The organism is Paenibacillus sp. P36, assembly GCF_045866505.1.
Taxonomy (GTDB): domain Bacteria; phylum Bacillota; class Bacilli; order Paenibacillales; family NBRC-103111; genus Paenibacillus_E; species Paenibacillus_E chondroitinus.
On record NZ_AP038372.1, the window covers coordinates 5,892,209 to 5,915,731 of the forward strand.

At 47.1% G+C, this 23,523-nt stretch carries 17 protein-coding genes; 1 reads left to right on the forward strand and 16 read right to left on the reverse strand.

Going from position 1 to position 23,523, the window contains the following annotated elements:
- Nucleotides 1-77: 77 nt before the first annotated feature.
- The 7 genes from ACKTT9_RS26435 to ACKTT9_RS26465 form a co-directional block, all read right to left on the reverse strand.
- Nucleotides 78-560 (reverse strand): CcdC protein domain-containing protein, encoded by a 483-nt coding sequence (locus ACKTT9_RS26435; protein WP_157326093.1) that lies wholly within the window; start codon nt 558-560, stop codon nt 78-80.
- Nucleotides 561-676: 116 nt separating this feature from the next.
- Complete coding sequence (locus ACKTT9_RS26440; protein ID WP_407868244.1) at nt 677-1,309, reverse strand: DUF2306 domain-containing protein; 633 nt, start codon at nt 1,307-1,309, stop codon at nt 677-679.
- A 30-nt stretch (nt 1,310-1,339) separates the two neighbouring features.
- Complete coding sequence (locus ACKTT9_RS26445; RefSeq protein ID WP_407868245.1) at nt 1,340-1,888, reverse strand: ATP-binding protein; 549 nt, start codon at nt 1,886-1,888, stop codon at nt 1,340-1,342.
- Between the two features lie 428 nt (nt 1,889-2,316).
- Nucleotides 2,317-3,234, reverse strand: a complete 918-nt coding sequence (locus ACKTT9_RS26450) for an aldo/keto reductase family oxidoreductase (RefSeq protein ID WP_407868246.1) — start codon at nt 3,232-3,234, stop codon at nt 2,317-2,319.
- Between the two features lie 142 nt (nt 3,235-3,376).
- The gene (locus tag ACKTT9_RS26455; protein ID WP_407868247.1) at nt 3,377-3,925 is read right to left on the reverse strand and encodes a D-lyxose/D-mannose family sugar isomerase; all 549 of its coding nucleotides are present in this window, start codon (nt 3,923-3,925) and stop codon (nt 3,377-3,379) included.
- A 395-nt stretch (nt 3,926-4,320) separates the two neighbouring features.
- On the reverse strand, nt 4,321-5,172 hold the full coding sequence (locus ACKTT9_RS26460; RefSeq protein ID WP_407868248.1) for a thermonuclease family protein: 852 nt from the start codon (nt 5,170-5,172) through the stop codon (nt 4,321-4,323).
- 130 nt (nt 5,173-5,302) lie between these two features.
- Nucleotides 5,303-6,670, reverse strand: a complete 1,368-nt coding sequence (locus ACKTT9_RS26465; protein ID WP_407868249.1) for an MFS transporter — start codon at nt 6,668-6,670, stop codon at nt 5,303-5,305.
- Nucleotides 6,671-6,788: 118 nt separating this feature from the next.
- Here ACKTT9_RS26465 and ACKTT9_RS26470 point away from each other — a divergent pair, with 118 nt between their 5' ends.
- Nucleotides 6,789-7,133 (forward strand): ArsR/SmtB family transcription factor, encoded by a 345-nt coding sequence (locus tag ACKTT9_RS26470; protein WP_407868250.1) that lies wholly within the window; start codon nt 6,789-6,791, stop codon nt 7,131-7,133.
- A 153-nt stretch (nt 7,134-7,286) separates the two neighbouring features.
- Here ACKTT9_RS26470 and ACKTT9_RS26475 read toward each other — a convergent pair whose 3' ends face one another.
- The 9 genes from ACKTT9_RS26475 to ACKTT9_RS26515 all read right to left on the reverse strand — a co-directional run bounded on the left by ACKTT9_RS26475 (nt 7,287) and on the right by ACKTT9_RS26515 (nt 23,492).
- Nucleotides 7,287-10,019: an alpha-mannosidase gene (locus tag ACKTT9_RS26475; protein WP_407868251.1), complete on the reverse strand. Its 2,733-nt coding sequence runs from the start codon at nt 10,017-10,019 to the stop codon at nt 7,287-7,289.
- 3 nt (nt 10,020-10,022) lie between these two features.
- Nucleotides 10,023-13,154, reverse strand: coding sequence for a beta-galactosidase (locus tag ACKTT9_RS26480; RefSeq protein ID WP_407868252.1), 3,132 nt, complete (start codon nt 13,152-13,154; stop codon nt 10,023-10,025).
- The gene (locus ACKTT9_RS26485; protein WP_407868253.1) at nt 13,151-14,470 is read right to left on the reverse strand and encodes a glycoside hydrolase family 125 protein; all 1,320 of its coding nucleotides are present in this window, start codon (nt 14,468-14,470) and stop codon (nt 13,151-13,153) included. The genes ACKTT9_RS26480 and ACKTT9_RS26485 overlap by 4 nt, the downstream gene beginning before the upstream one ends.
- A gap of 54 nt (nt 14,471-14,524) precedes the next feature.
- On the reverse strand, nt 14,525-15,442 hold the full coding sequence (locus ACKTT9_RS26490; RefSeq protein WP_407868254.1) for a carbohydrate ABC transporter permease: 918 nt from the start codon (nt 15,440-15,442) through the stop codon (nt 14,525-14,527).
- A gap of 29 nt (nt 15,443-15,471) precedes the next feature.
- A complete protein-coding gene (locus tag ACKTT9_RS26495; protein ID WP_127450471.1) occupies nt 15,472-16,410 on the reverse strand; it encodes a sugar ABC transporter permease in 939 nt (312 codons plus the stop codon).
- A gap of 72 nt (nt 16,411-16,482) precedes the next feature.
- Nucleotides 16,483-17,961: an ABC transporter substrate-binding protein gene (locus ACKTT9_RS26500; protein ID WP_407868255.1), complete on the reverse strand. Its 1,479-nt coding sequence runs from the start codon at nt 17,959-17,961 to the stop codon at nt 16,483-16,485.
- Between the two features lie 156 nt (nt 17,962-18,117).
- Complete coding sequence (locus ACKTT9_RS26505) at nt 18,118-19,638, reverse strand: response regulator (RefSeq protein WP_407868256.1); 1,521 nt, start codon at nt 19,636-19,638, stop codon at nt 18,118-18,120.
- Nucleotides 19,631-21,454, reverse strand: a complete 1,824-nt coding sequence (locus ACKTT9_RS26510) for a sensor histidine kinase (protein WP_407868257.1) — start codon at nt 21,452-21,454, stop codon at nt 19,631-19,633. Before ACKTT9_RS26510 ends, ACKTT9_RS26505 begins: the two co-directional genes overlap by 8 nt.
- Before the next feature lie 85 nt (nt 21,455-21,539).
- A complete protein-coding gene (locus ACKTT9_RS26515; protein WP_407868258.1) occupies nt 21,540-23,492 on the reverse strand; it encodes a glycoside hydrolase family 127 protein in 1,953 nt (650 codons plus the stop codon).
- Nucleotides 23,493-23,523: the final 31 nt, after the last annotated feature.

A 23,523-nucleotide genomic window follows, 5' to 3' on the forward strand; every position in this document is an offset into this window, starting at 1 on the left:
AACATGTAATCATCATGTAAATGTCCGCATTGTCTCCATAAATGCAAAAAAGCAGCGCAGGATGCGCCGCTAATGATTTAAACATTTATCATCGCTTGTTTTGAAGAGCTTACGCCGCGGAACTTCACATAACTCGTGATGCGCCAAGTCGCGATGTACCCAAAGGTAAAGAGGTTGCACATAAAACTCAGTGTACTGGGATCAATTGATTTTATAGTTGCTACAGCAAGGAAACGTAATGCAAAGATCACAATCAGCAGAACGAACACCGTTTTGTTACGTTTGATAAATGTGTTGCCATTGTCCCGGACTTCAAAGTTAGTCGTTAAGATAAGGGGAATAGAGACAACCATACCGATCAAAAGTGCAAGAATCACTTGCCCTTCACGGATATGCAGCGATGGATCAAACAACTGTGTGAATGAAGTTGAAATATATAAAATTGGCAGCAGCAGCGTTACGCCTGATTTTTTGAGCGGCTTATTCATTCCACTTAATTGTCCACGCAGGATAAAAAAGAATATTAAAGCTGAAATCATCATCGATACTGTTGAATTCATAATTTGAACACTCCCTTAAAGGATTTATTGATTTCATTATCGCCTTTGAGGGAGTTTTTCAGAAGTGAATCAAGTCATCGGTTCGAGGTGACAATCGTCATATTCGAGAGGAGCTGCTAACCCGCCGCCTTCGACGGGATACGCGTAACAACTTCGCCAACCAGAAGCAGTATAACAATCGAAGAATATATACTAATCGTATAGCTCTCCGTATAGGGAAGGCTGAATCCCTTATGAAAGATTGCAGTCAACAGATGAATAGAGAAATTGGTAAAAACAAATGCATAACTTCTGATCATCCACTTTCGGTGGTGGTTCACTTGTTTTTTTCTGATTTTCACTATCGCCATGATAATCAAGAACATCCATATGATATTTAACAAATTAAAAGCCATGCTGCTAGCCTTCCCACCCGTCGCATAGGGAGCCATGTAACCGGACGTAAGGTCAACAATCATAACGGATAAAACATACAAATAGCCGTTCAAGCGATGGAACTTCCGGTATTTTTTAAGAAGGATAGAGGAGAAATTAATCGCACCCGCGATCATCGCCAAGCAAGCAAATGCAACATGCACATGCATGACCTTCAGCCATACCGCAACATGTAACGCTCGTTTGAGATCGATCTTTTGACTTAGAAATGCGGTTGCTCGTAGATCAAAAACAAAATTGGCGTAAATACTGTACACAATTAAAACAACTGTAACGAAGACCAGCAGCAGGTAAGCATTTTTTCTATTGAGCATCTGTATAACCTTTCTCTATTTCATCCATTCTTATACTTGGAGAATACTTTGAATAACTGACTGAATATCCTCCGTTTTCCTGATGACAAAAAGGTGGTCAGCCTCACCCTCAACCGGACCAGTCATGCCGTTCTTATGTGATTCAGCCTGTTGCCGAATAAGTACTTCTTCAAACGACGAAGCGCTCCTAAATATTGCTTTGCTTCGCTGACTATCTGCAACTCGGGCCTGAAGAATGTGATCCGGGATATCAAAATGAACAAGCACACTCTCGAAGCCTTTTTTACGAAAATGTGCAAGCAGATCCAATCGTCCTTGACGGGCAAGATTGGAGTTGCAAAGTATGAGATGAGCATCGGTTTGTTGAACCGCATAATTGACTATTGTTTGAGTAATGGCGTACTTAATCGCATTAGGTCCTTTTTTCGGAAGCAAAGCTTGATAATAGGCGTTGATAAACTCAGCATGATTATCTTGATCTACCACTAGGGAGTTAGGCAGCTGTTGTTCTAAGCTTTTCGCAAATGTCGTTTTCCCGCTGTGGGTTTTGCCAACCGTTATAATCACTAATCTTTTCATAAGCTGCTCCATTCTTCAAGGTAATCTATTGTTCTTTTCCTCAAGTGATTCTATTAGTGGCTAGTATGTTGTATTTTTTACAACCATTTGGCTGTAATTGAGCCTCGGATCGCCTCAATGTTGTACTTTTTACAACGATTCATGCTCTAAATCGCTTTCATCTCACCTTTTCGCAATAAATGGTTGTATATTGTGCAACGAATGACCGCATTTGCGATCAGAAGACGCTATTATATTGTATAAAATGCAAATATTGCTGATCAGCCGTCTGACATTATCTCAACCTCAGCCTATTGCCATCCACATCCCTTCACTCACGCGCCATTTTTAACGTTAGAAATGCCTGTTACTCCGCTCCGCGAACGAACATCAAAAAAAGACCTCCAGCAGCAGCTAGCAGCGCTGGAAGTCTTTTCTCTGAGCAAATCTTATGGCAGCACATTGCCTGCCGCGCGAAAAATCTCATACCATTCCTGACGTGTCAAATGAACATCAGCCGCTTTGCAGCAATCCATTAAGCGCTCGATCGTCGTCGTGCCAGTAACCGGCTGCATCCGCGCTGGGTGGCGTAATAGCCATGCGATCGCGATAGTGGTGTTACTCACTTCGTATTTTGCAGCAATCTCATCGATTTTCAGATTCAGCTCAGGGAACTTTTCATTGCCAAGGAATACGCCCTCGAAAAATCCGTATTGGAAAGGTGACCAAGGCTGAATTGTGATATCGTTCAATCTGCAAAAATCAAGTACATTGCCGTCACGGTTTACAGCGGATTCATTCAGCATATTCACGTTCATGCCGTTTGAAATCATCGTGGAGTTCGTGATACTTAGCTGCAATTGATTGGCAACCAGCGGCTGCTTAACCGATTTCTTCAGCAATTGAATTTGCATCGGAGTCTGATTCGAAACACCGAAGTGTCTAACTTTTCCAGTGCTTTCAAGAAGATCAAAAGCCTCGGCTACCTCTTCCGGTTCTACTAACGCATCCGGACGGTGCAGAAGCAGAATGTCTAAATAATCGGTTTTGAGGCGCTTCAGGATATTGTCCACGGATTCCAAAATATGTTCTTTCGAGAAATCGAACATACCCTTGCGAATGCCGCATTTGGATTGCAAAATGATTTTCTCGCGAATATCATCGTTCATATGAATGGCTTCGGAGAAGATTTCTTCACACTTGCCTCCACCGTAAATATCAGCATGGTCAAAGAAATTGGCTCCTGCATCCAGCGCTGACTGGACGAAGCGCTCAGCCTCATTTTTTTCCAATGAATTAATTCTCATACAACCTACCGCGATAACCGGAACTTCCAAGTTGCTTGTACCAAGTTTCATCGTTCTCATTGTGCTAAATATCCTCCTTCAAGGCTTCCAACTTGTTGACTCATTATATGTAACACCTTTATTGTCACACATTAGGCTAGTAGTTTTCAAGAACTGCTGTTATTAAGTTTTTTTAAGTCTCTTCCTTAAGCGCCTCGCTAATCTACTCATCTTCATCCACTAGCGGCACTCGTGCAATACGAGGATCTGTAAACAGATCATACTCGTCCCGGCTTGTACTGGAAAACTCCGAAACGACCGCTCCGTCCTCTCCAGCTTGAAACCAGTGCTTGATCCCAGGGTTTATCGTGTACTGCTCACCAGGATGCAATTCAATTTCGTGAAAAACCGAATAATAAGCTTCGCTTCCTGCAGGAATTACTGCATTCAAGTTTAGGGTCGCTTCTCCTTCCACATACAGAAAAACCTTTCCTGAACGGCAGCGAAATGTCTCCATTTTGCCGGGATCCTCACCCACTGGTGGGTGTAAGTGCTCTGGACAGGTTTGCCGTGGAAAAAGAACGAGTTCTTTGGCGCAATAACGATCATTGTTGACATAAGTCACTAGTTCAAGCCCCTGCACGTCCAATTGGCCGAGTCTGAAACCAGCCACTTCAATATGCCGGATTTCCTCCTCTGTCAGCACAATACCGCTTGACTCCAGCATTTGCGCAGCCCGCTCCTGCGCTTGGCTTACTTCACTTCTTTTCATCGATTACCGTCTCCCTTAGGCTATCTTATGATGCGGTCCGATCCAAATTTGCTCAGCGTTCTTCTTCATGACTCACGGCTTTTCAACGTAATTTTATAACGCCAAATGTTCGTTCACAACATTTATTGTGTAGTTGCTCAACGAAACACCCTTGAGGAACTACAGGGCTCTATTCTAGCAAATTAAGTCCGTTTCCGCGTTCAGCGGAACTACAGGGCCTTAGTTGACAGACCTAACCCCGTTTTCTTTAAGAAAACGGATAATTAGCAGCCCACAGTTCCTCTCCGCGCGAAAAAGTGCCTATTTCGCAGAAATAGAGCCCTGTAGTTCCCCTCCGTCAGGGAGAAACCACTCGAGGGATAGCATCAAAGTTCATGGGGTGGATTGCACCTAGATCATTTCTCACAAGCAACGCCGTCATTATCTCGATCAAGTTTAGAACTATATCCAGGTTGACCTCGTTTGATATTATAAACGCCTGCAGCCTTTGCCTCCGCGCAAGAATTATAAATAACGTTTGACTCCGTCGTTGGCGCAGGCTTCACTGTAGGTGATGGCGTTGGTTGCCCTGCTGTCGGTGCAGTTGTCGGTGCAGCTGTCGGCACAGGCGTCGCGGCTGCTGAAGGACTTTGATTGTCTTTCACGGTATTTTCGTGAAACCCGTCCTCTTGGGCGTAGTTATCCACGCTCCAAATGTTCACTCCTTTAAGCTGCGCTGCCTTTTGGATCTCACGAAACTTATCGACATATTTGACATTCGGCGGGTAGATATAGGCCACTCTGGCATACCCATTTTCGAGCAGCATTTCATTGAACATTTTATCCCCTATGTATAAATAACAAAGCAGCCTTCCGTATTTATCCCGCTCGGATACGTCCAGCTCCAGACGCACATCTTTATCCGTTAACGTATCCTTGGCGAATTTGGAAGCTTCCAGAGCAAACGGTTGAACAGGTTTATCGGGAGCTACACTCTCAGGCGTATCCACCAGCAGCAGTCTGATTGTTTCTTCTTTTACTTTCCCCGACTCTTGAAATGACACTTTCATAGTATCCCCATCGACGACACGTACGATCTTCGCCGGTATCATCTTGCTGTTGGCAGGTACGGATGCAGGCGTTGTTGACGCACTCGGTGATGGCGAGACTGCAGTGCGAACCGCTGTTTGTTGCGAACATCCTGTAACGATAAAAACGGTTAATGCGATTGAACTGATAAGTACCTTTTTAAACATTTCATGCAGCATTTGAAGACCTCCAAGTATGACTGATCTATACGACTTCGCCATTATAACAAATCGTGGGATTAGAAAATAGGAAAAGGTTGGTCATTCGCCTTAAAAGACAAATGAACCAACCTTATTCGTTCCAAGTATATTAAGCGGCAGGCTGTGCTTTTCTCCAAGCGGCCCGAAGGTACGCAATCGCGCACACGATGGCTAGAATGACAATCAGCGTAAGTCCCCAGTAAATATTGCTGTAAGCATGGGCGAGCGGCAGATCTTTCTGCCAAACAAGGGCGCTTGCCGTCGCTGCAACCCCGAACGCACCGCTGAAAAATTGCAGCAGCTGAAATAATCCAAGGCCGGACGCAATCTGTGATGGAAGAAGCAGTCTCGACATTTCGTTGGATATACTGCTCGTTAAAATCGTATAACTTACGCTCATTAACATATAGATGAACATAATTGAGAAGAAGGAGATGCCCTCGAATAAGGCAAAAAGAATCACAGATGCCAGTAGAAGCAGTGGCGTATAACGAATGATCGAGCTATTGCCGCGCAAGTCAATGATACGGCCAACTTGACGGGAAATGATCATCGCGAGAGCTGACCCTGGGAAAATCACCAAACCCGCTTGAATCGCACTTAAGTGATACTGTTTAACCAAAATCTGCGGCATGAGAAACAAGGTTGCGAAGCTGCACAAATACGCGGCTACACCCACAGCGCCTAAAATTAGAAACGAACGATTCGCAAATAACGACGGAAGTACGAAAGGATCTTTTGCAGACCGGATGCGCACAATAAAAAGAACGATCGAGACAAGCCCGGCAAGCAGCGCAATGAGAGAATGGTTTGTTAAGAATAAAAGAAGTCCTGTCGTACCAACACCTATGAATAGTGCGCCTAGTGCGTCGAAGGAGCCTTTGCGTGGTTCTTCTTTTGGAATGAGCTTCATATAAAATGGAACTAGCACCAATGTGATAGCCGTTACGACAAACAGCAGATGCCAACCTAAAAACTCAACAATAAACCCACCGACAACAGGGCCGAAGCCAAGTCCAAATGCGACGGAAGACATGATCAACGCCATCGCTTTACCTCTGCGTTCCAATGGAATGTAACGGGACAAAAGGACTAACGCCAGTGCTGGAATTGAACCTGCTCCGGAAGCTTGCAGAATGCGGACAATTAGCAGAATAGCGAAGCTGTTGCTGAATAATCCCATGATGGCTCCAATACTTAACGACAGGATTCCGATAACGAAAAGCCTTCTTATTGGAACGAAATCAGCAAGTCGACTATACGTAATGGATGAGATCGCGAATACAATGGAATATCCCGTTACGATCCATGACGTGGATGCGGCTGTGAGTTGAAACGCTTTGGCCACATCGGGCAATGCTAAGTTAAACATCATCGTGTTCATGATGACGAGTACAATCGTTAATCCGAGCAGAAAGAGAACGACTCCTTCCTTTTTGATGCCACTCTCTTGTGCTTTATTTGTATCTTTTTGCATGGCGTTTATTCGCCTCCCCATCCAATTTAATAATTCGATAATTATCGAACAATAGAATAATAACATGAGTTATGCTATAATACAATCGTTAACCCGAAATAAATGAGGGGGCTCTAGAATGAAACATTTACATCATCCAGATATTGCAGACATTCATTTGTCCACCGTCTTATATGCTTTGAGCGATCCTATCCGCTTGCATGTCGTTTCTGAGCTCAGCACTTTGAACGAACGACCTTGCGGTGACTTCCAAGTACCTGTTGTAAAATCAACCATGTCTCATCATGCTCGAACGTTAAGAGAAGCCGGCGTCGTGAATATTCGCGTTCAAGGCACTCAACGGCTTATATCATTAAGATCAGAGGATTTAGAACAACGTTTCCCTGGCTTGCTTTCCTCTATTCTAGCTGCTTATGACGCTTCCGATGAGAAAAAGCGGCTTTTATGTCCTGAGCAAGGATGACTGCCAATGCTTCAGCGTTGAGAGGTCAACTGTGCACCATCGTGACGAACAGTCACCTGTATCCATGAAAGCGCACTCACTGCCCTTCCCTGTAGCAACGCATCTAAATAAAAAAGAGCTAAGCGCATAAGCCGCTTAGCTCTTTTTTATTATTCAGCGGGAAACCCCAATCGTTACAATTTCACAACGGCCAACCGGCAGAGTCAAACGGCCTGATGCATCGGTATCCACACGCTCACCGTGCTCTTCCAAGATCGTGCTCTTGTAGAAATAGTAATAAGGCGTATTCGAATGAAGCTTCAGTTCAGCCGCATGAGACCTCATGTTGTACCAACGCAGCAGCAGATCGCCCGTACCTTCATTCATTTTCAGCGAAGAGAATGCCAAATCTCCGCCTTCCCACTCGAATGGTGCATATGTTGGCGCAATGCTGCCAACGTGAACTCCCGTCTGACTTAACGTCCACGGGATTTGGAATTGATAAGCCTCCGCATACGCGGCGGACTGCACAGCTAGATCACTGTACGGAATGATTTCCATACGAACTGTATGCTCACCTAAACATTGCGCTTCCGGCGTAGGGAACAAGCCCCAATCGCCAAGCTCGCCAACGGCACGAAGCAAGGTCACAGCAATTGTATTACGCCCGTCCTGCAGGACTTCGTATTCGTTCAAACCCAGATTAGCCACAACAAGTCCTGCTCCCGCTTCACTGACATCAACAAAAGCCTGTTGATGCTGGGTATTGCTTGGATTCTCCCATTCCGCTGCCGGCTTGTTGCTGCGCTGCGGGATTTCAAACATGGAGTCCACCTGGTGAACACTCGTATCCAAATCCGTAGGGAAAAGCATCCGCAGACGATGGTCTTTCGCCTGATTGTTGAACGTCGCTTCAATCTCTACCCCTTTACCACCACGGCTCAAAGAGACAACCGTGCGAATCGTCATAGGCACCATGCGTGTGGAACGCTGGGCTTTCCGATGCGGGAAGTAGATCAAATCGCGCTGCTCTTCATCCAGCTTTTCATCGGCCGATGCAGGGATCATCCATTCATGGATGATTTCGATCTCAGCTTGATAAGCCGTATCTTGCAGCACGCGAATCTGCGCGACGCTGCCCTTGGTCGTACGCGGCGTCTCGCCGTCCGGCTGTTTGTACATATATTCGTTACCGATATCCCCGGTATTCTCATATACACCCAAATCGCGGTACGTACGCCCGCTCTTTTTGTCCAACAGGCTGAACGAGCCGTCTTCTGCAACGGCGATTTTCAGCGCTGCATTTTCCATTACGCGGTCTGCCGTTATCAAGGATGCCTGCTGAGAGACCGTCGACTCCTTTTTCACCCAAGCATACGTCTTCAAACCTAAAGCAGGCACTTTCTCCGCTTCAAAAGTCAGCTTCACCTTGCGGCTCATATACGGCTGGCGGAATTTATCATCCGGCAAATCGTAGCCGAACTGCAAACCTAGATCTTCCACGGTGCAGGAAAGCTCCGTTCCGTGCTCATCCACGAGTACACGCCCCGTAAGATCCGCTTCCTTAGCAAGACGGCTTGCCTCTTCAAGCTTATAACCGTCACGGAAATACAGGCTAAGCGCATCAATTTCAATACTGACAACGCCTGTACGTTCCCAACCCGAAGTGTTAAAAACAACAACCGGCAGGGCGTCCTTGTCTGCTCCCTCGAAGCTCGAAGTATCAACCGCGTCGGCAAGCGCTCGGGATTTCTCCTCCACAATCGCTTCCGCCACGTGGCGGCTTTTCTCGAAACGAGTGACCATTTCGCGGTGCACTTCATCTACGCTGCACCCGCAAATACTGTCATGCGGATGGTTCTGCATGAGTGTTTTCCACGCATAAGTGAACAAATGATGCGGGTATTTCTCCCCGACACCAAGCGTATGAGCGAATGCAGCCAGCGGTTCTGCAACTTTCTCCAACATCGCTTGACCCAGTTGGTTCATCTGCTTCAAATAAACACGTGCCGAAGCCGTGTTCACCAGCGTTGACCAGCCGTCTGTGCGTTGGCTGCGAAGCTCGCCTTTGACCGTAGAAAGCTCATGCTTCAATGAACGCTGAACAGACTGCAAATAGTCGTTGAAATTCGAATGGATAAATACCGTGTCCGGATATAACTCCTTTGCCGTTTCAATCGCCTCAGGCAGATCAAGCTGAATCGGTTGATGATCACAGCCGTTCATGAAGAGCAGTTCGCTCGTCGAAGCATATTTCTCGGCATCAGACAGCTTGCGCTCCCAATACGCCTTAGCTTCTTCGAGATCCACAGGAACTTCATTGCCGTTCGAGTACCAGTTTGCAAAAAGAATCCCCAGAACCTTTGAACCATCCGGTCCTTCCCACATCAATTCAGAGAATGAGGATTCATAGTCGCTATCAGAGACCGTATTGTTAAAACCTGTTGGCTTGACCCCACGACCGAAAAAAGCGTTCGTAATGCCGGATTGCTGCATCAATTGCGGCGTTTGGCCTACAAGCCCAAACGTATCCGGGAAATAGCCGATTTTGGCTACGGAGCCATATTTCCTTGCATCTTGATGTCCAATCTGCATATTACGTACATTGGCTTCACCGCTCGTCAGGAAAGCATCCTGCAGAATATACCAAGGACCGATGATGATTCGGCCATCTTGGATATATTTTTCAAGCTTCCCTTTTTGATCAGGTCGGACTTGCAAGTAATCCTCTAGAATAATCGTTTGTCCATCCAAGTAAAAACTGCGATAATTCGGATCGTTATCTAATTTATCCAGCAATGTGTCCACCAGTTTTACGAGGCGTACATGATGTTTCTCATATGGTAAATACCATTCCCGATCCCAGTGCGTATGGGAAATGATATGAGCTGTTCGTTTGATGCTCATGGCTTAGCTCCTCTCAATTTGAACTTCATCCGGTCGGTAGACAGAAAAGATTTCACCCTTCGCATTAGCTGCAAAAAGCACGGAGCGCTCTTTCTCCAGCGTAAAGGCGTACGTTGCTCCGCTATCCGTATCTTTCACTTCAATGTCCGCATCCCAGGCATATTCGGAAACGAAGACGTACAGGAAACCTTCCTTATAACGCAGCTTTCTTCCGTATACGCCAGCGATATCGCCGCCTTGCTTCCACTGCAAACCGCTGTCGCAGCCTGCTGCTTCCATCGCGTAGCGATATAACGCAAGCATGGTTTCCGTGCGTTCGTTCAGTTCAACGGGCAGCGGACTCCAAATCAGCTTGCCGCGTCCAAGCGGAATCTCGACAACCGCATCGCCCCGGCTGCCGTCTACAACGTCTGAACCCGCGGTGCGAACTTCCTTAACCACCTCGGCAATGCGGCGTTGGCCGAAAGATACCGGCAGCTTCTCGCCATGCAGCAAGAGCATTTCTTCTCGGCGTACATTCTGAAGCTCCGCTTGGCCCAGCTCGTCGGTTAAGCGTGGCGTCTGCTTCCAGTAGGCGTCAAGACTTAGCGGACCCGTTACAAGCAGCGTCGCCCCTGTCGTCTTAACGACCTCCAGCAGCTTCTCCCAAGCCTGCTCGTCAATATTATGAGCGCTCGGAAGCACAATCAGCTTCGGCGGTTGGTCCATGAGCACGTCCAGATGATACTCCGAAGCCGCTCGCAGCGGCATGTTCATCTGATACGTCAGAACGCGAATCATTCGCGTCGTAGCATCGAAGGCGAGCTTCCGATTCGAGAAATCGTTCGAATAAGGGAATATCGCAGCGATGTCTTCCAGCGCCCGATCCTTGAATAAATCTCTGATTTCAGCCATAAATCGTCCGAAATCATAAGAAACATCTGCCTCCGGCTTCTCCGTGCCGTCTGCACGAAGCGCGCCGATATGCGATTCATTCGCATTATCCATATAGAAGTTCGTATTCCAAATCCAGTGAATAGCGCCAGCGCCGCCAGTAGCGAATGCGTAGGCATATTTGCGTTCCAGCATGCTCCGCAGCTCGTTCTCCGAGCGTTTGGCGCGACCATCAGGCGTTTCTACGTACATGATGCCTGTTTCTTGAATAACGTTAGGCTTATTGTGTGTTTTGGCAAAAATACCGTCCCAAACGAGGTTGTCGTTCAGCCACCACGAATGTACAGTCGTATAGTCGACGGCTTCCTGATAAAAAAACGGCGAAGGCCGCTGCGCGCCAAGCGCCTCGTCCTGACCGACCACAACAAGGTGATTCGGACAAATTTCCTTGATCGTGTCGTAGAGCTCCTTCGCCCAACGATTATGCATATCCATCGAGAACAGGCAGTAATCGAGCCAACGGGCTCCCTTTTTGGCCCGGTGCATATCCTGCACATCAAAGTTGATTTCATCTGCCTCTGGAATGATAGCCGCTTCAAAGGTCGGAAGCTGTTCCGGCGACATATTCCACCGCTCTTGAAGGAGCGCAATGTTATCGTGACGTTGCTTCAGCCAAGCTGTGAAAGCGGCCTGCTCGAAAGTGTCCCGGCTGGAGCGAGGGCCATTCGCAAAAATCTGCGCCGGATCAAACATGGACGGCTCATTGATCAAGTCCCAGTCCACGTGTGTTGACTCGCGGTGGCGCGACACAATGGAGCGGATAAACCGCTTCTGCGCCTCTACGCTTTGCGGATCCAGGTACGGATTCACGCCTTCCCAAGTCTCCGGTGTAAAGGAGAAGAAAGTGAACGTTACTTGCAAATTATGCTTTTTAGCCGTTAAGAAAAAGGCGTCGATCGCTCTCAGCACTTCTTCGGAAGCATGCCCATCCACCTGCATCACGTTGCGGTATGCCGTCCAAATGCCCGTACGTATCCAGTTAATGCCCGCATTCGCCATCTGGGCCATATCTCGGTCCCACACGTCCGCGTTCGGCAGAAACAGAAATTTCCGCGCGACATCGGAAGTCATGTACGTCATGCCGACAATGGGCATTGGGCGTCCATCTTTGATGAAATAATCGCGATCGCAAGTGATTGGACTGCCTTCAGCGAGCAGTTCCGCATCGTGACCCCAGAAACCCTGGCGCAACACCCGAATCTCTCCGTCTTCAGCCTCAGCCACACAAGTTACACGATACAAACCGCGTTCAATCTCTAAAGGTACTGGAATGCGCACAAGATTAAATTCTTTGTTCACGGCTGTTGTTACTTGATGTGTCCAACCGGCTCCAACGCCGTCTTCACGTTCGACAGTCAAATCAAACTTCCATGAAGGAGTTTTGACTTCCGCCAAGTTCCTTCCCATCCGTTGCGTTTGAAGCGTCAGCACCGCATGCTCGCCAGGCTCGTAACTGGCATAATTCGGCTTGATCCAAAGCTCCGTAACCCCTTTGGTGCAAAATGCCGCCCACGCGAGCAAGGCCGTTGCTCCGCCATCTTGCCAGAAACCAGCGCTCAATGGGACATTGACAAACAGCCAACGCGAACCTACAAAATCACCGCGGGTGTTTTCCCATAGCACAACAGGTGCAGCAACTTCACGGCCTTCCTTGACGATGCCCTTCATAAGGGGATAAATCTGCGTGCTCATCGTTCCAGCAGCACCCATTTGATGAGGCAAATCACTGTTGCGCGTCGTATGCGGCACCATGTTCCATGTGTCGGCAATCGCGAACATCGATTCTTGCCCCTTCAGCAACGGTATGCTGTCTAAAGCCGCATAGCTGAGAATCGGGCTCGACTCAACCCGGAGCATCTCGTGGATGAATAGCTGCTGGTGATAAGCGGTTTGCTCCGCTTCCACCTGCCAGCCGTCAGCCTGCCAGCGAACCGGCCGCTTGAAGGCTGCGCCTCCGACGCTTAGCAATCCGCCGCCGCGTTTCAAAAAAGCTAGAATTTCCTGCCATGCGGATTTAGGAAAATAGGGAGCATGCAGGTTGACGAAGCACCCTCCCTCCGCTTGCCGAAGTGTTTCCGCCAGCGAGTCGGCATCTGCAAGGATTCCACCTTGCGCTGTCAACTCAGCTGCTGGTACTTCAAGTGAAGCGCTGATCGGGAAAGCCGGATCATAGAAAATGACGATAGGATGACTCGGACTCATAGCAAGCCTTCCTTCATCGCTTTATACACGAGTTGGGAGAACAAACTGTTCGACCAAGCGAACCATTTGCGCGTAAAAATGGTTGGATCATCGACATGAAAGCCTTCATGCATGAATCCGGTGTCCGCATCCGTCGCTTCGAGCATGGCGATCATCGCTAATTTCTCTTCGGCTGTTGAGGCCGTAATTCCTTGCATGGACAAAGCCATGTGCCAAATATAATTGTCCGGCGTATGCGGACTTCCGATCCCTTTTGCCACTTTCCCTTCAAAATAGAACGGATTCTCTTTGCTCAGCGCAAATCGTCTAGTGTTCTGATAGATCGGATCGTCAGCAGACACATATCCCAGATAAGGAATCGACATGAGTCCTGGCGTTCCCGCGTCATCCATCAAGCAGTAGTTGCCAAAGCCGTCGGTCTCATACGCATAAATCGGCCCAAACTCCGGATGGCGATAGATACCGTAGAGCTTAATCCCGTGATCGATATCCGCTTCCAGCGCTTTCAGATCATGTAGGAAATCCATATCCCGGAACACCCATTCCGCGAATTCTTGCATATGGCGCAGGGCTACAACCGCGAACATATTCGCAGGAATGTTGTAATGGAAATCGCAAGCATCATCGCTGGAACGGAAACCCGACCAAACCATACCGGTATAATTCACCGGCATCCCCAGCCCGTTATTGCGCAGTGAATCGGTCGGAATTCCGTTGTTCCGAGTGAATCGGTAAGAAGATTGCTCGAAGTGATGTTGTTCCGTCTTGAAAAGCTCATAGATTTTGATCATCGCCGCTTTAAAACCGGCATCGAAGATATCCGTTAATTCCGTTTCCTTCCAATAGGCGTATGCCAAACGCATCGAGAAACACAAGGAATCCAGTTCAAATTTCCGTTCCCACACCCATGGCGACATTTCCGTCTGATCTGCTTTGTTCCAATGCCAATCGTTCGCCGATTCGTTAAAAGCGTTCGCGTAAGGGTCAATATGAATATATTGCACATGCCTTTTAATTAACCCGCTAAGAATGCGCCCAAGATCCGGATCGTTTTTCGCAAAAGGGACGTAGTGCATCACTTGTTCAACCGAATCACGCAGCCAGGATGCCGGGATATCCCCCGTAATGACGAATGTCGTGCCGTCCTCCATCATTTTCGTAGTCGTCTCCAGCGTGTTGGGGAAACAGTTTTTAAATAATTGCAAAAGTTTCGGACGGTGCGCCAGTTTTTCTTCGGCTTCCGCTAACACCTCTTGAATCGCCTTTGGCATTTCCAGCTTCGGCATGGGAATTTTCGGCAGTCTGAATTGTTCCATGGTAAGTCCTCCAAAATAATTATGATATACAAATGTTGTATGAATTCGTCTGTCTTACTCTTTCACTGCGCCGATGGTCAAACCTTGAATAAAATACCGTTGGAAAAACGGATAAGCGAAGATGATCGGTCCCGTTGCCAGCACAACCATCGCCATTCGCGACGTATCCTGCGGCAGAGACTGCAATAAGCCCACGCCAATCGAAGGATTGCTCGTGTTTTGCAGCAAAAACTGCATACTGTTCTCGATCCGCATCAGCATCGATTGCAGCGGTACGAGATTGGGCGAATCGATATAGAGCAGCGCATTGAACCAATCGTTCCAGTAACCTAGCGTACTGAACAAGCCGATCGTTGCCAAACCCGGGAGTGAAAGCGGCAGCACCAATCTGACGAAAATACCGAATTCACCGGCACCGTCGATTTTTCCGGACTCAATAATCGCATCAGGCACCGACGTACTGAAGAATGTCCGCATAATCATCATGTAGAAGGCATTACCGGCAAGCGGCAATACAAGGGCCCACAAGGAATCCTTAAGCCCCATTAATTGCGTAACAACGATATAAGTCGGCACGAGGCCGCCATTGAACAACATTGTAAAAAAGGCGAAGAAACCGAAAAAATTGCGGAATTTAAAGCTTTTTCTTGAAATCGCATAAGCAAACGTAGCCGTCAATATCAAGCTGACAATTGTACCAACAACTGTTACTAGAATCGTAACCCCATAAGACATGAGCAGCTGATCGCCCGCTTTGAACAAATAGCGATAAGCTTCTAGACTCCACTTTTCAGGAAAGATTCGATACCCGTTCGCGCTTAGCGTCTTCTCATCCGTAAATGAAATGATCGTTACAAATAGAAATGGAAACACACATGCCAAAGCAAAGATCCCTGCAACGAGGTTAAACAGGATATTTAGCGCTGGCGGCAATTTATGAAAATCACGATTTTTCATCGGTTTTGCTATCATTTTGAAGTTCCTCCTTTCCCTGCCATTCTTTAGAACAATGCATTATCTTTATCAAATTTTCGAACAATATAGTTGGATGTCATAACGAGAATGAAACCAATAACAGATTGATAGAGACCTGCTGCCGTACTCATCCCGATTTCACCGGTAGATTTGAGGCCGCGATAAACATAAGTGTCGATAACATTCGTTACCGAATATAGCGTTCCTGAATCTCTTGGCACTTGCAAAAATAATCCGAAATCTGCGTAGAAAATACGCCCGATCGCGAGCAGCGTCAGAATCGTCATCAGCGGCTTCAGCATCGGGAATGTGATGTGCTTAATTTGCTGCCATTTGCTGGCACCGTCAATCATCGCAGCTTCATAAAGGGACTTATCAATCCCCATGATAGCGGCCAAATAAACAACACTGCTATAACCTACGGATTTCCATAGATAGACGAAAATAATAATAAGAGGCCAGTACGTTTTATCGTTATACCAACGGATCGGATCGACTCCGAACGCCGAAAGAATATGATTCAGCATCCCTTTATCAAAGCTAAGAAAACTAAATACGAAGTAACCTACAATAACCCAGGATAAAAAGTAAGGCAGGAACATCCCGGTTTGGTACAGTTTCGCCAACTTCTTGTTGGCAATTTCCGATAAGACAATGGCTAACGCCACGGAAAGCACCAGTCCTGCAACAATAAATACGATATTGTACAGCAGTGTATTTCGCGTAATGATATAGGCATCATTTGTACTGAAAAGAAACTTGAAGTTTTGCAATCCGACCCATTTGCTTTCCATAATACTTGCCCAAAAACCGTCTCGGCTATAGCGATACTGCTTAAACGCAATCACCATGCCCGCCATCGGTAAATAAGAGAAGAACAGGAACCAAAGCGTCGCCGGCAATGCCATGAGCAGCAGCACTTTGCTTTGTTTAACATCTTTTAGAAATGCTCCTATTCTATTCATAAAATCACCCCTCACGTTTGCGATTAAAAAGATCAGGCGAATGCGTGGCATTCGCCTAATCCAAATCCGAATTTATTTTTTGTTTGCCGCTTTCCAAGCATCAATCTGACTTTGCGCTTCTGCGATGATTTTATCCAGACCAGCCGCTTTGAACTTCTCATTAGCTTGAGGAATGAATTTATCAGGATCAACGGTACCTGTCATCAATGTCGCCCAGAACTCTTCTTTCACGTTCTGAACCGCAGCGATTTCAGCTGTTACTTTCGAAGGATCGAAGTTGAAGCCAAGAAGCGGTGCAGGTACGCCCGTGTCATTAAACTTTTTGAATTCTTCCCACTTGTTCTCAGGATCTTTTTTGTCTTTGTATGTCAGTAGAACGTTTCCAAGAGAGAAAGTTGGCATATCGTAATTTTTGGAATCCGGCAGGTTTTCCATTTTATCGTTATCGAGCTTTTTGTAGTGAACGCCTTCGATACCGGAATCAACCATATTGCGCAGAACCGGATCGGTATTCAGCAAGTTCAGGAACTCCATCGCTTTCTCAGGATATTTGGAATTGGCTGAGATCGCTTGCATGGAACCCATCACGGACCAGTTGTAAATCAAAGCTGGGCTTGCTTGCGTGGAAACAACAGGATAACCATAACTCGCGGACCATAGGTTATCTGCGAAAGGTTGGTTGGTCGCTTTGTCCGCAAACCATTTGCCCGTCACTTGAACATCGTTCAAAGAGCTAAGCGTTGCCGCTTCCGTCGGGATGTAGCCCGCTTTGTAGTATTTGTTCATCGCTTGAAGCGCTTGCTTCATTTCCGGAGTATCCAAAATGTTGACGACTTTGTAATCCGGGTTGTCGATTTTCACAGCCATCGGCATTTTTTCAATGACATAGTCATAAGGAACATATGGCATGAACGTTTTGTCCACGGCTAAGCCATACACATTCGGCTCTTTTTCTTTGATCGTTTTCAGCAATGGCTCCAAGCTTTCGATGGATTTTACGTTATCGATTTTCAAGTTGTATTTATCAAGCAGGTTTTTGTTAAAACGCCATACGTCTTGTGCCGGAAGCTCTTTATTGGCTGGAACACCATAGTTGTGGCCGTCAACTTTAGAGCCGTTCAAGAAAGCTGGGTCCAATGCTTTGACAATCCCTTGTCCATTTTTTTGCAGAAGATCATCAATAGATTTGAAAGCGCCTTTACGCGCGTTTTGCACATAGTCAAATGCCCATGAAGACGTGAACATAATGTCCATAGGGGTACCGGAAGCGGTCATGACCTGCATCTTTTGCGGATAGTCGCCCCAATCGATCATGTTCATTTTCACAGTTACGCCAATTTTCTGAGCTGTGTATTTACTAACTTCCGTCATCACGCGGTCAACGTCTTTTTGCGGCGTCCCGATTGTGTACCAAATCAACTCTACCGGTTTATCTGGCGTTCCCGCCCCATTCGTATCGCTAGCATCTTTGCTTCCACATGCACTAAGTACCATTGAAGCTGCAAGCGTTAGTCCAAGTGTCGCAGTCCATCGTTTTTTAATCTTGCTCATCTGTGTGTATCCTCCCTGTTCAGTGCTCTATTGTATAACGCCCGAGGGGCTATATTTACAGTAACCTATGAAAGCATTTACAAATAGACGATAAATTAAATGTAAGCATGTACAAATCAAAGAAAAAACAAAAAAAGGACTGCACTCCAGTTTACCCTAGAGCAGTCCTCTATAATCGGTCGGGGATATTCCCACATACTTTTTGAACTGTTTATAGAAATAACCGACTTCCCAATAGCCCACATCTTTGGCAATGACATGAACTTTCAAATGGGTTGTTTTAAGCATTTCCTTGGCCTTCTCGATCCGGTACCGATTGATATATTCCGTAAAAGACTCGTTAATTTCTTTGTGAAACAGCTGCCCTAAATAAACCGGATGAATATGATAGTGGGCGCCTAACATTTTGAGAGAAAGCTCATCCTCGTACGATTCGTGAATATATTTCAATACTTGCTGCACGATCGGACTTCGAACGTCAGAGATTAATAATCCGACCGTCATCTCGGCAACTTCCAGAATCGCCTTTTCCAAATCGTCAAGCGTCACCGAGCTCCTGATTTGTTGAAAAGCTTGATTGTATACGTCCTGTTCCTCGGTGTGGCGGATCGCCTTAAGCTCCATTTTGAAATGAATGACCATCTCAAAAGCAATATCTTGAAAATGCTGCGGGGCAATTCCCGGCAGCGCCTGAATCCGCTTGAAATCACTCTGAATTTGCGGCTTTAAATGTTCCAGATCTTTGGCCACGATCAGTTTGGCATAACTAGCCCAGTCAATAATCGAGAAATCTACCTTAGGATGGCCTTCATGGAACGCTAAGTCGCTAACATCAATCAGAAAGAGCTCCGGATATACCCAGAAATACTCCTGTGCTTTCTTCGCGCTTGCATAGCTCTCTCCTGTTTGTTCAGGAAGCTGTTCAACACTGCCTACCGTGATGCGGAGTAAACGGTCATGCAGATCGATTTGGAATTGTCGAAGCAAATCCTTCAATGCTTTTCTGCCGCGTTCCGCATCATTCATAACCGCAAGCAGCACGATGTCGCCATCCATATCGTAGAAGGACGTCAACCCGTCATGTTCCTCCACTCGCTGTGAGAGTACCTCAAAAACCTCCGCGCCATTGGCTTCTGTCCGCAATACGGAGACTACCATATACGGGCAATCCAGGTTGAAGCCCAGTAATTCCGCTCGTTCGTAGAATTCCGTCGGCCCAATCTGGTGCGTCAGCCAGCGCTGCAAGGTGTTGTCTTTCAGAATTTGCTTGCTGTACGCTTGAACCAGCCGGGTCTCTTTCGTAGAATTCAGCTTCTCAACTGTATTGTGCAGAGTTGCTTTGAGCTCTTTGATATTGATAGGCTTCAGCAGATAGTTTTCGATGCCCAGCATCATGCCTTCTTTTAAATAACTGAATTCATCGAATCCGCTGAGCACGATGACTTTCAGATCCGGGTGGTGAATCCGGGCACCCCGAATCAAGTCCAACCCATTCATCACAGGCATGGAGATATCCGTCAAGAGGATGTCCACGGTCGTTTCCTGTAAAGCATCCAGCGCTTTTTGACCGTTGCCGGCATGTCCAACAATCTCCAGCCCCATTTCCGCCCAGTCGATAATGTCGTACAATCCTTCTACAATAAACGGTTCATCATCCACGATAAAAACCCTAAACATCGTAATCCTCCTTCCCGCCGTCTGCAGGCAGCCAGACATCTACGGTCGTTCCATGCCCTGGCGAACTTCGCAGCTCGATGCCGTATTTACTTCCATAGAGAAGCTTCAGTCGTTGATGAATGCTCCGCAGACCAAACGATTCGTCTTCCGACTCCTCCATTTGCAGGCGCTGCTCAATCTCTTTCAAACGTTCTGGTGCTATCCCATTGCCGTTGTCTGTCACTTGAACGTGCAGGAATTCGTCCATTTGATGGACTCGAATTTGCAGCTTGTTATCGTTGCTCTCATTACGCAACCCATGCACGATGTAGTTCTCAATAATAGGCTGCAGCGACATTTTCATAATGCGAAGAGGAGCGAGCTTCCGATCCCATTCGATTGTGTACGTAAATTTATCTTTGTAGCGAATCTGAAACAGCTCCAAATACAAACGGCAGGCTTCCAGCTCATCCTTCAACGTGTACACTTTCTTCTGCTGGACAAAACTGCGAAATAACGCTGATAAGCTGTAGATCATTTCGCCAACGTCATGAGCGCCTTGGGATATCGCCCGCATGCGGATCACTTCCAGTGTATTGTATAAAAAGTGTGGATTCACACGAGCTTGCAGCGCTGTTAATTCCGTATGTTTCTGCTTAATATCCGCCTTATATACGCGGTCGATATATTGGTTCAACTCATCGATCATCTCGTTAAAGCTGCGGGAAATCTGGCCCAACTCGTCCTCCCGACTGTCCTGAATCCGTGCTGTCAAATCGCCTTGTTTGACCTTCCGGGTGAAGCGGATAATCAGGTTCGTTCGCTTGGCGACATTCAGCACGACCAACGAGGGCAGCAAGATCGCGATAGCAATACATATGGCACTAATTGAAAAAATCGTGCTCCCGATCCGCCACGAAGAAGCGGAAAGCTCCTCTTTGGGCATCAGGCCGACGACGATAAAATCACCTTTATTTTGCGTAAGCTTCGTCACATAATTGTTATTATTCATCTCGCTGTGCTCATACATCGCATTCACTTGATCCATGTATGGATAAAGCTTGCCATAATACTGATCTGAGGAGTCGAAAAGGACGCCGCCTTCTGACGACAGGACGAGAATCGCCCCTTTCAGATCCTTCTGCTCATCGGATAACACTTTCCAAATGCTGTCCGAACTGAAATAAACAAGCTGTTGACCGATGTTTTTCAACGTTTGTTTATCATTGATCGGCGTCCGCACGGCATATAGATGGTTATCCCACTGATCCGCGGCTTCGCGCACCCAAATATTCGGAAGCGTGACACTCTTGCTGTCGAGCGCCATCACTTCCGGAATATACGAGTGCGCCGCGTTCGCGGATATGAGCCTCATCGGCCGGTTGTGGCTCAGAACGTACAAGTCCTGCTGCTCCACGCTGTACAACATGATATTGCGAATATCCTCGTCATCTTCCAAGTGGTTTTTGAAATACTCCAAACCATCATTCCATGTGCTGTTTCCACCCAAATTATTTTGTTCAAGGCTATGCTGCACATATTCTTGAAACGGATGCTGCAGCATGAAGGATACGCCCGCGGCCAGCGAACTATCCCGATATAACCCGAATAAAATGGACTGCGCCGCGTCATACTTCTGTCCCAAATAATTATTAACGTTCATCATGGCCTTCTTTTGTATATCCAGCTCCCGGTTGATCGCGGCTTGCGACATCGAGTGATACATGTAAAAAGAAAAGGAAATAATCGTAATAATCGTAATGAGTGAAAACAGGAGCAGCAGTCTCATGAATAAATTATTTTTCAAGTAGGCTAAATAAACTTTCGCGAACCCCATCCGACGATCATCTCCTGCTGTTAATCGGGTTCATTATATCATGTCGGGAGCTGCACAGGAAAACCGGCGGATTAGCCGGCAATCGCTACGCTTTTACCCAGACGGACATTTCACCACGCCCCCTGTTGGCCCACGCATAATACGGAATAAACTTCAAATTGACCTCTTCCAGAGGGGTTTCTGCGCTGGTCATGTACAATTGGTCTCCCCACTCGCTGGATGCTAACCGATAGGCAGGAACCGAAATGGTCTGAAGGCCTCCAACAACATCAGGCTCGAATTGAAGCTCGTAGGCCGACTGCCGCTGCAAAAGAACTTGATGCAGATTCGGTCCATTATCCACCTCTTCAATGCAATACACCAGCGGTCCACGTTGAAGCGCAACTTTGCCAATGGTTTCTCGCACCTGCGGATGACCCGTCATCCGGTTGACCGGCATGGCCAGATCCAGTTCTACGCGATCGCCTGGCTGCCATTTTCTATGGATATAGGCATAGCCATCTACACAAACATCAGGAAGTGAAATGAGTTCATTTTGAACGACGAGCTTCGCTTCCCGGCACCATTTCGGTATTCGGAGCGCTAAGGTAAATTCCGTCTCCCGCTCAACGTCAATGTGAAAGCGTACGAGTCCATTCCAAGGAAATTGAGATTGCTGCTCAATCTTTACCTGCTGCCCTTCTATTTGCAAAGTCGCTTGATTGCCGATGTACAAGTTCGCATAAATCGTTCGCCCCTGAATGTTATACACATAGTGGCCTAACGAAGCGAGCAAACGCGCAATATTCGGCGGGCAGCACGCACACCCGAACCATCCTTGACGCTCTGCCTTCACATGGTTCACCGTGTGATTTTTACCGATGGCATCCGGCCATACCTCTAATGGGTTCACGTAGAAAAACCGTTTCCCGTCGCGCGACATCCCACTGATCACGGTATTGTAGAGCGCTTGCTCCATGACATCCGCGTACTCGCTTTTGGCCTCCATTTGCAGCATGCGCTGTGCGAAGAAAATCAAGCCGATCGAGGCGCAAGTCTCCGCATAAGCGGTATCGTTAGGCAGATCATAATCCAGCGAAAATGACTCCCCGTACTCCATTGAGCCAATTGCTCCCGTTATGTACATCCGTTTGCTGACAATATTCCTCCATAATCGACGGCAAGCTTCAAGCAGTTCCGCATCCCCTGTCTGCGCCGCTACATCGGCCATCCCCGTGCACATATAAACGGCACGCACCGCATGCCCCTCTGCCGTGTGCTGCTCTCGAATCGGTTTATGGGCTTGACTGTAGGCCCGATCATGAACAATATCTAACGCTGGAAAATGGACCTTCCCATTGCGGCGCTGATACTCCATTTCATAAAAACTCGGCTCTTTCCCTCTTTCGTCCAGAAAAAACTGACTTAATCTCAAATATCTTTCATTCTGTGTGACATTGTACAGCTTAACCAGCGCTAATTCAATTTCTTGATGCCCGTCATATCCGTTCAAATTATCCGGTCCAGGCCCAAACACCTGGTCGATGCAATCGGCTAGACGGCAAGCTACTTCGAGCACCTTTTCTTTCCCTGTCGAGTTGTAATAAGCAACGGCTGCTTCAATAAAATGGCCTGCACAGTAAAGCTCATGGCACTCCGCAAGATTCGTCCATCTGTTCTCCGGTTCTTTGAGCGTAAAATAGGTGTTTAAGTACCCATCTTTCTGCTGAGCCAGGACAATAATATCAATAACCTCGTCAGTCAATTGTTCCAGTTCCGGGTCTTTCCTTGTCTCCAATAAGTAACTCACGGCTTCAAGCCACTTCGAAACATCGCTGTCTTGAAAAACCATCCCATAGAACTCGCCGGTCTCCAAACCCGCCGCAATTTTGAAATTTTTCATCGCATGGCTTGGCTCCGCCCCCTCAATTCGATCATTCAACGCTTCCCACTGATAAGGAACAACAACTTCACGAACCAATCGAATATACTCGGACCAGAAATCATCCGTAATCTGGATTTGTTTCAATGGAACAGGTCTTGCGATCGATAATGTCATGGAAAGGCTCCCCTTTACTATTCATAGTATC

What these genes read in the sequence shown, in the direction of transcription:
- ACKTT9_RS26435 (WP_157326093.1), bottom strand. Translation starts at nt 560, where the DNA reads ATGAATTCAACAGTATCGATGATGATTTCAGCTTTAATATTCTTTTTT.
- ACKTT9_RS26440 (WP_407868244.1), bottom strand. Translation starts at nt 1,309, where the DNA reads ATGCTCAATAGAAAAAATGCTTACCTGCTGCTGGTCTTCGTTACAGTT.
- ACKTT9_RS26445 (WP_407868245.1), bottom strand. Translation starts at nt 1,888, where the DNA reads ATGAAAAGATTAGTGATTATAACGGTTGGCAAAACCCACAGCGGGAAA.
- ACKTT9_RS26450 (WP_407868246.1), bottom strand. Translation starts at nt 3,234, where the DNA reads ATGAGAACGATGAAACTTGGTACAAGCAACTTGGAAGTTCCGGTTATC.
- ACKTT9_RS26455 (WP_407868247.1), bottom strand. Translation starts at nt 3,925, where the DNA reads ATGAAAAGAAGTGAAGTAAGCCAAGCGCAGGAGCGGGCTGCGCAAATG.
- ACKTT9_RS26460 (WP_407868248.1), bottom strand. Translation starts at nt 5,172, where the DNA reads ATGCTGCATGAAATGTTTAAAAAGGTACTTATCAGTTCAATCGCATTA.
- ACKTT9_RS26465 (WP_407868249.1), bottom strand. Translation starts at nt 6,670, where the DNA reads ATGCAAAAAGATACAAATAAAGCACAAGAGAGTGGCATCAAAAAGGAA.
- ACKTT9_RS26470 (WP_407868250.1), top strand. Translation starts at nt 6,789, where the DNA reads ATGAAACATTTACATCATCCAGATATTGCAGACATTCATTTGTCCACC.
- ACKTT9_RS26475 (WP_407868251.1), bottom strand. Translation starts at nt 10,019, where the DNA reads ATGAGCATCAAACGAACAGCTCATATCATTTCCCATACGCACTGGGAT.
- ACKTT9_RS26480 (WP_407868252.1), bottom strand. Translation starts at nt 13,154, where the DNA reads ATGAGTCCGAGTCATCCTATCGTCATTTTCTATGATCCGGCTTTCCCG.
- ACKTT9_RS26485 (WP_407868253.1), bottom strand. Translation starts at nt 14,470, where the DNA reads ATGGAACAATTCAGACTGCCGAAAATTCCCATGCCGAAGCTGGAAATG.
- ACKTT9_RS26490 (WP_407868254.1), bottom strand. Translation starts at nt 15,442, where the DNA reads ATGATAGCAAAACCGATGAAAAATCGTGATTTTCATAAATTGCCGCCA.
- ACKTT9_RS26495 (WP_127450471.1), bottom strand. Translation starts at nt 16,410, where the DNA reads ATGAATAGAATAGGAGCATTTCTAAAAGATGTTAAACAAAGCAAAGTG.
- ACKTT9_RS26500 (WP_407868255.1), bottom strand. Translation starts at nt 17,961, where the DNA reads ATGAGCAAGATTAAAAAACGATGGACTGCGACACTTGGACTAACGCTT.
- ACKTT9_RS26505 (WP_407868256.1), bottom strand. Translation starts at nt 19,638, where the DNA reads ATGTTTAGGGTTTTTATCGTGGATGATGAACCGTTTATTGTAGAAGGA.
- ACKTT9_RS26510 (WP_407868257.1), bottom strand. Translation starts at nt 21,454, where the DNA reads ATGGGGTTCGCGAAAGTTTATTTAGCCTACTTGAAAAATAATTTATTC.
- ACKTT9_RS26515 (WP_407868258.1), bottom strand. Translation starts at nt 23,492, where the DNA reads ATGACATTATCGATCGCAAGACCTGTTCCATTGAAACAAATCCAGATT.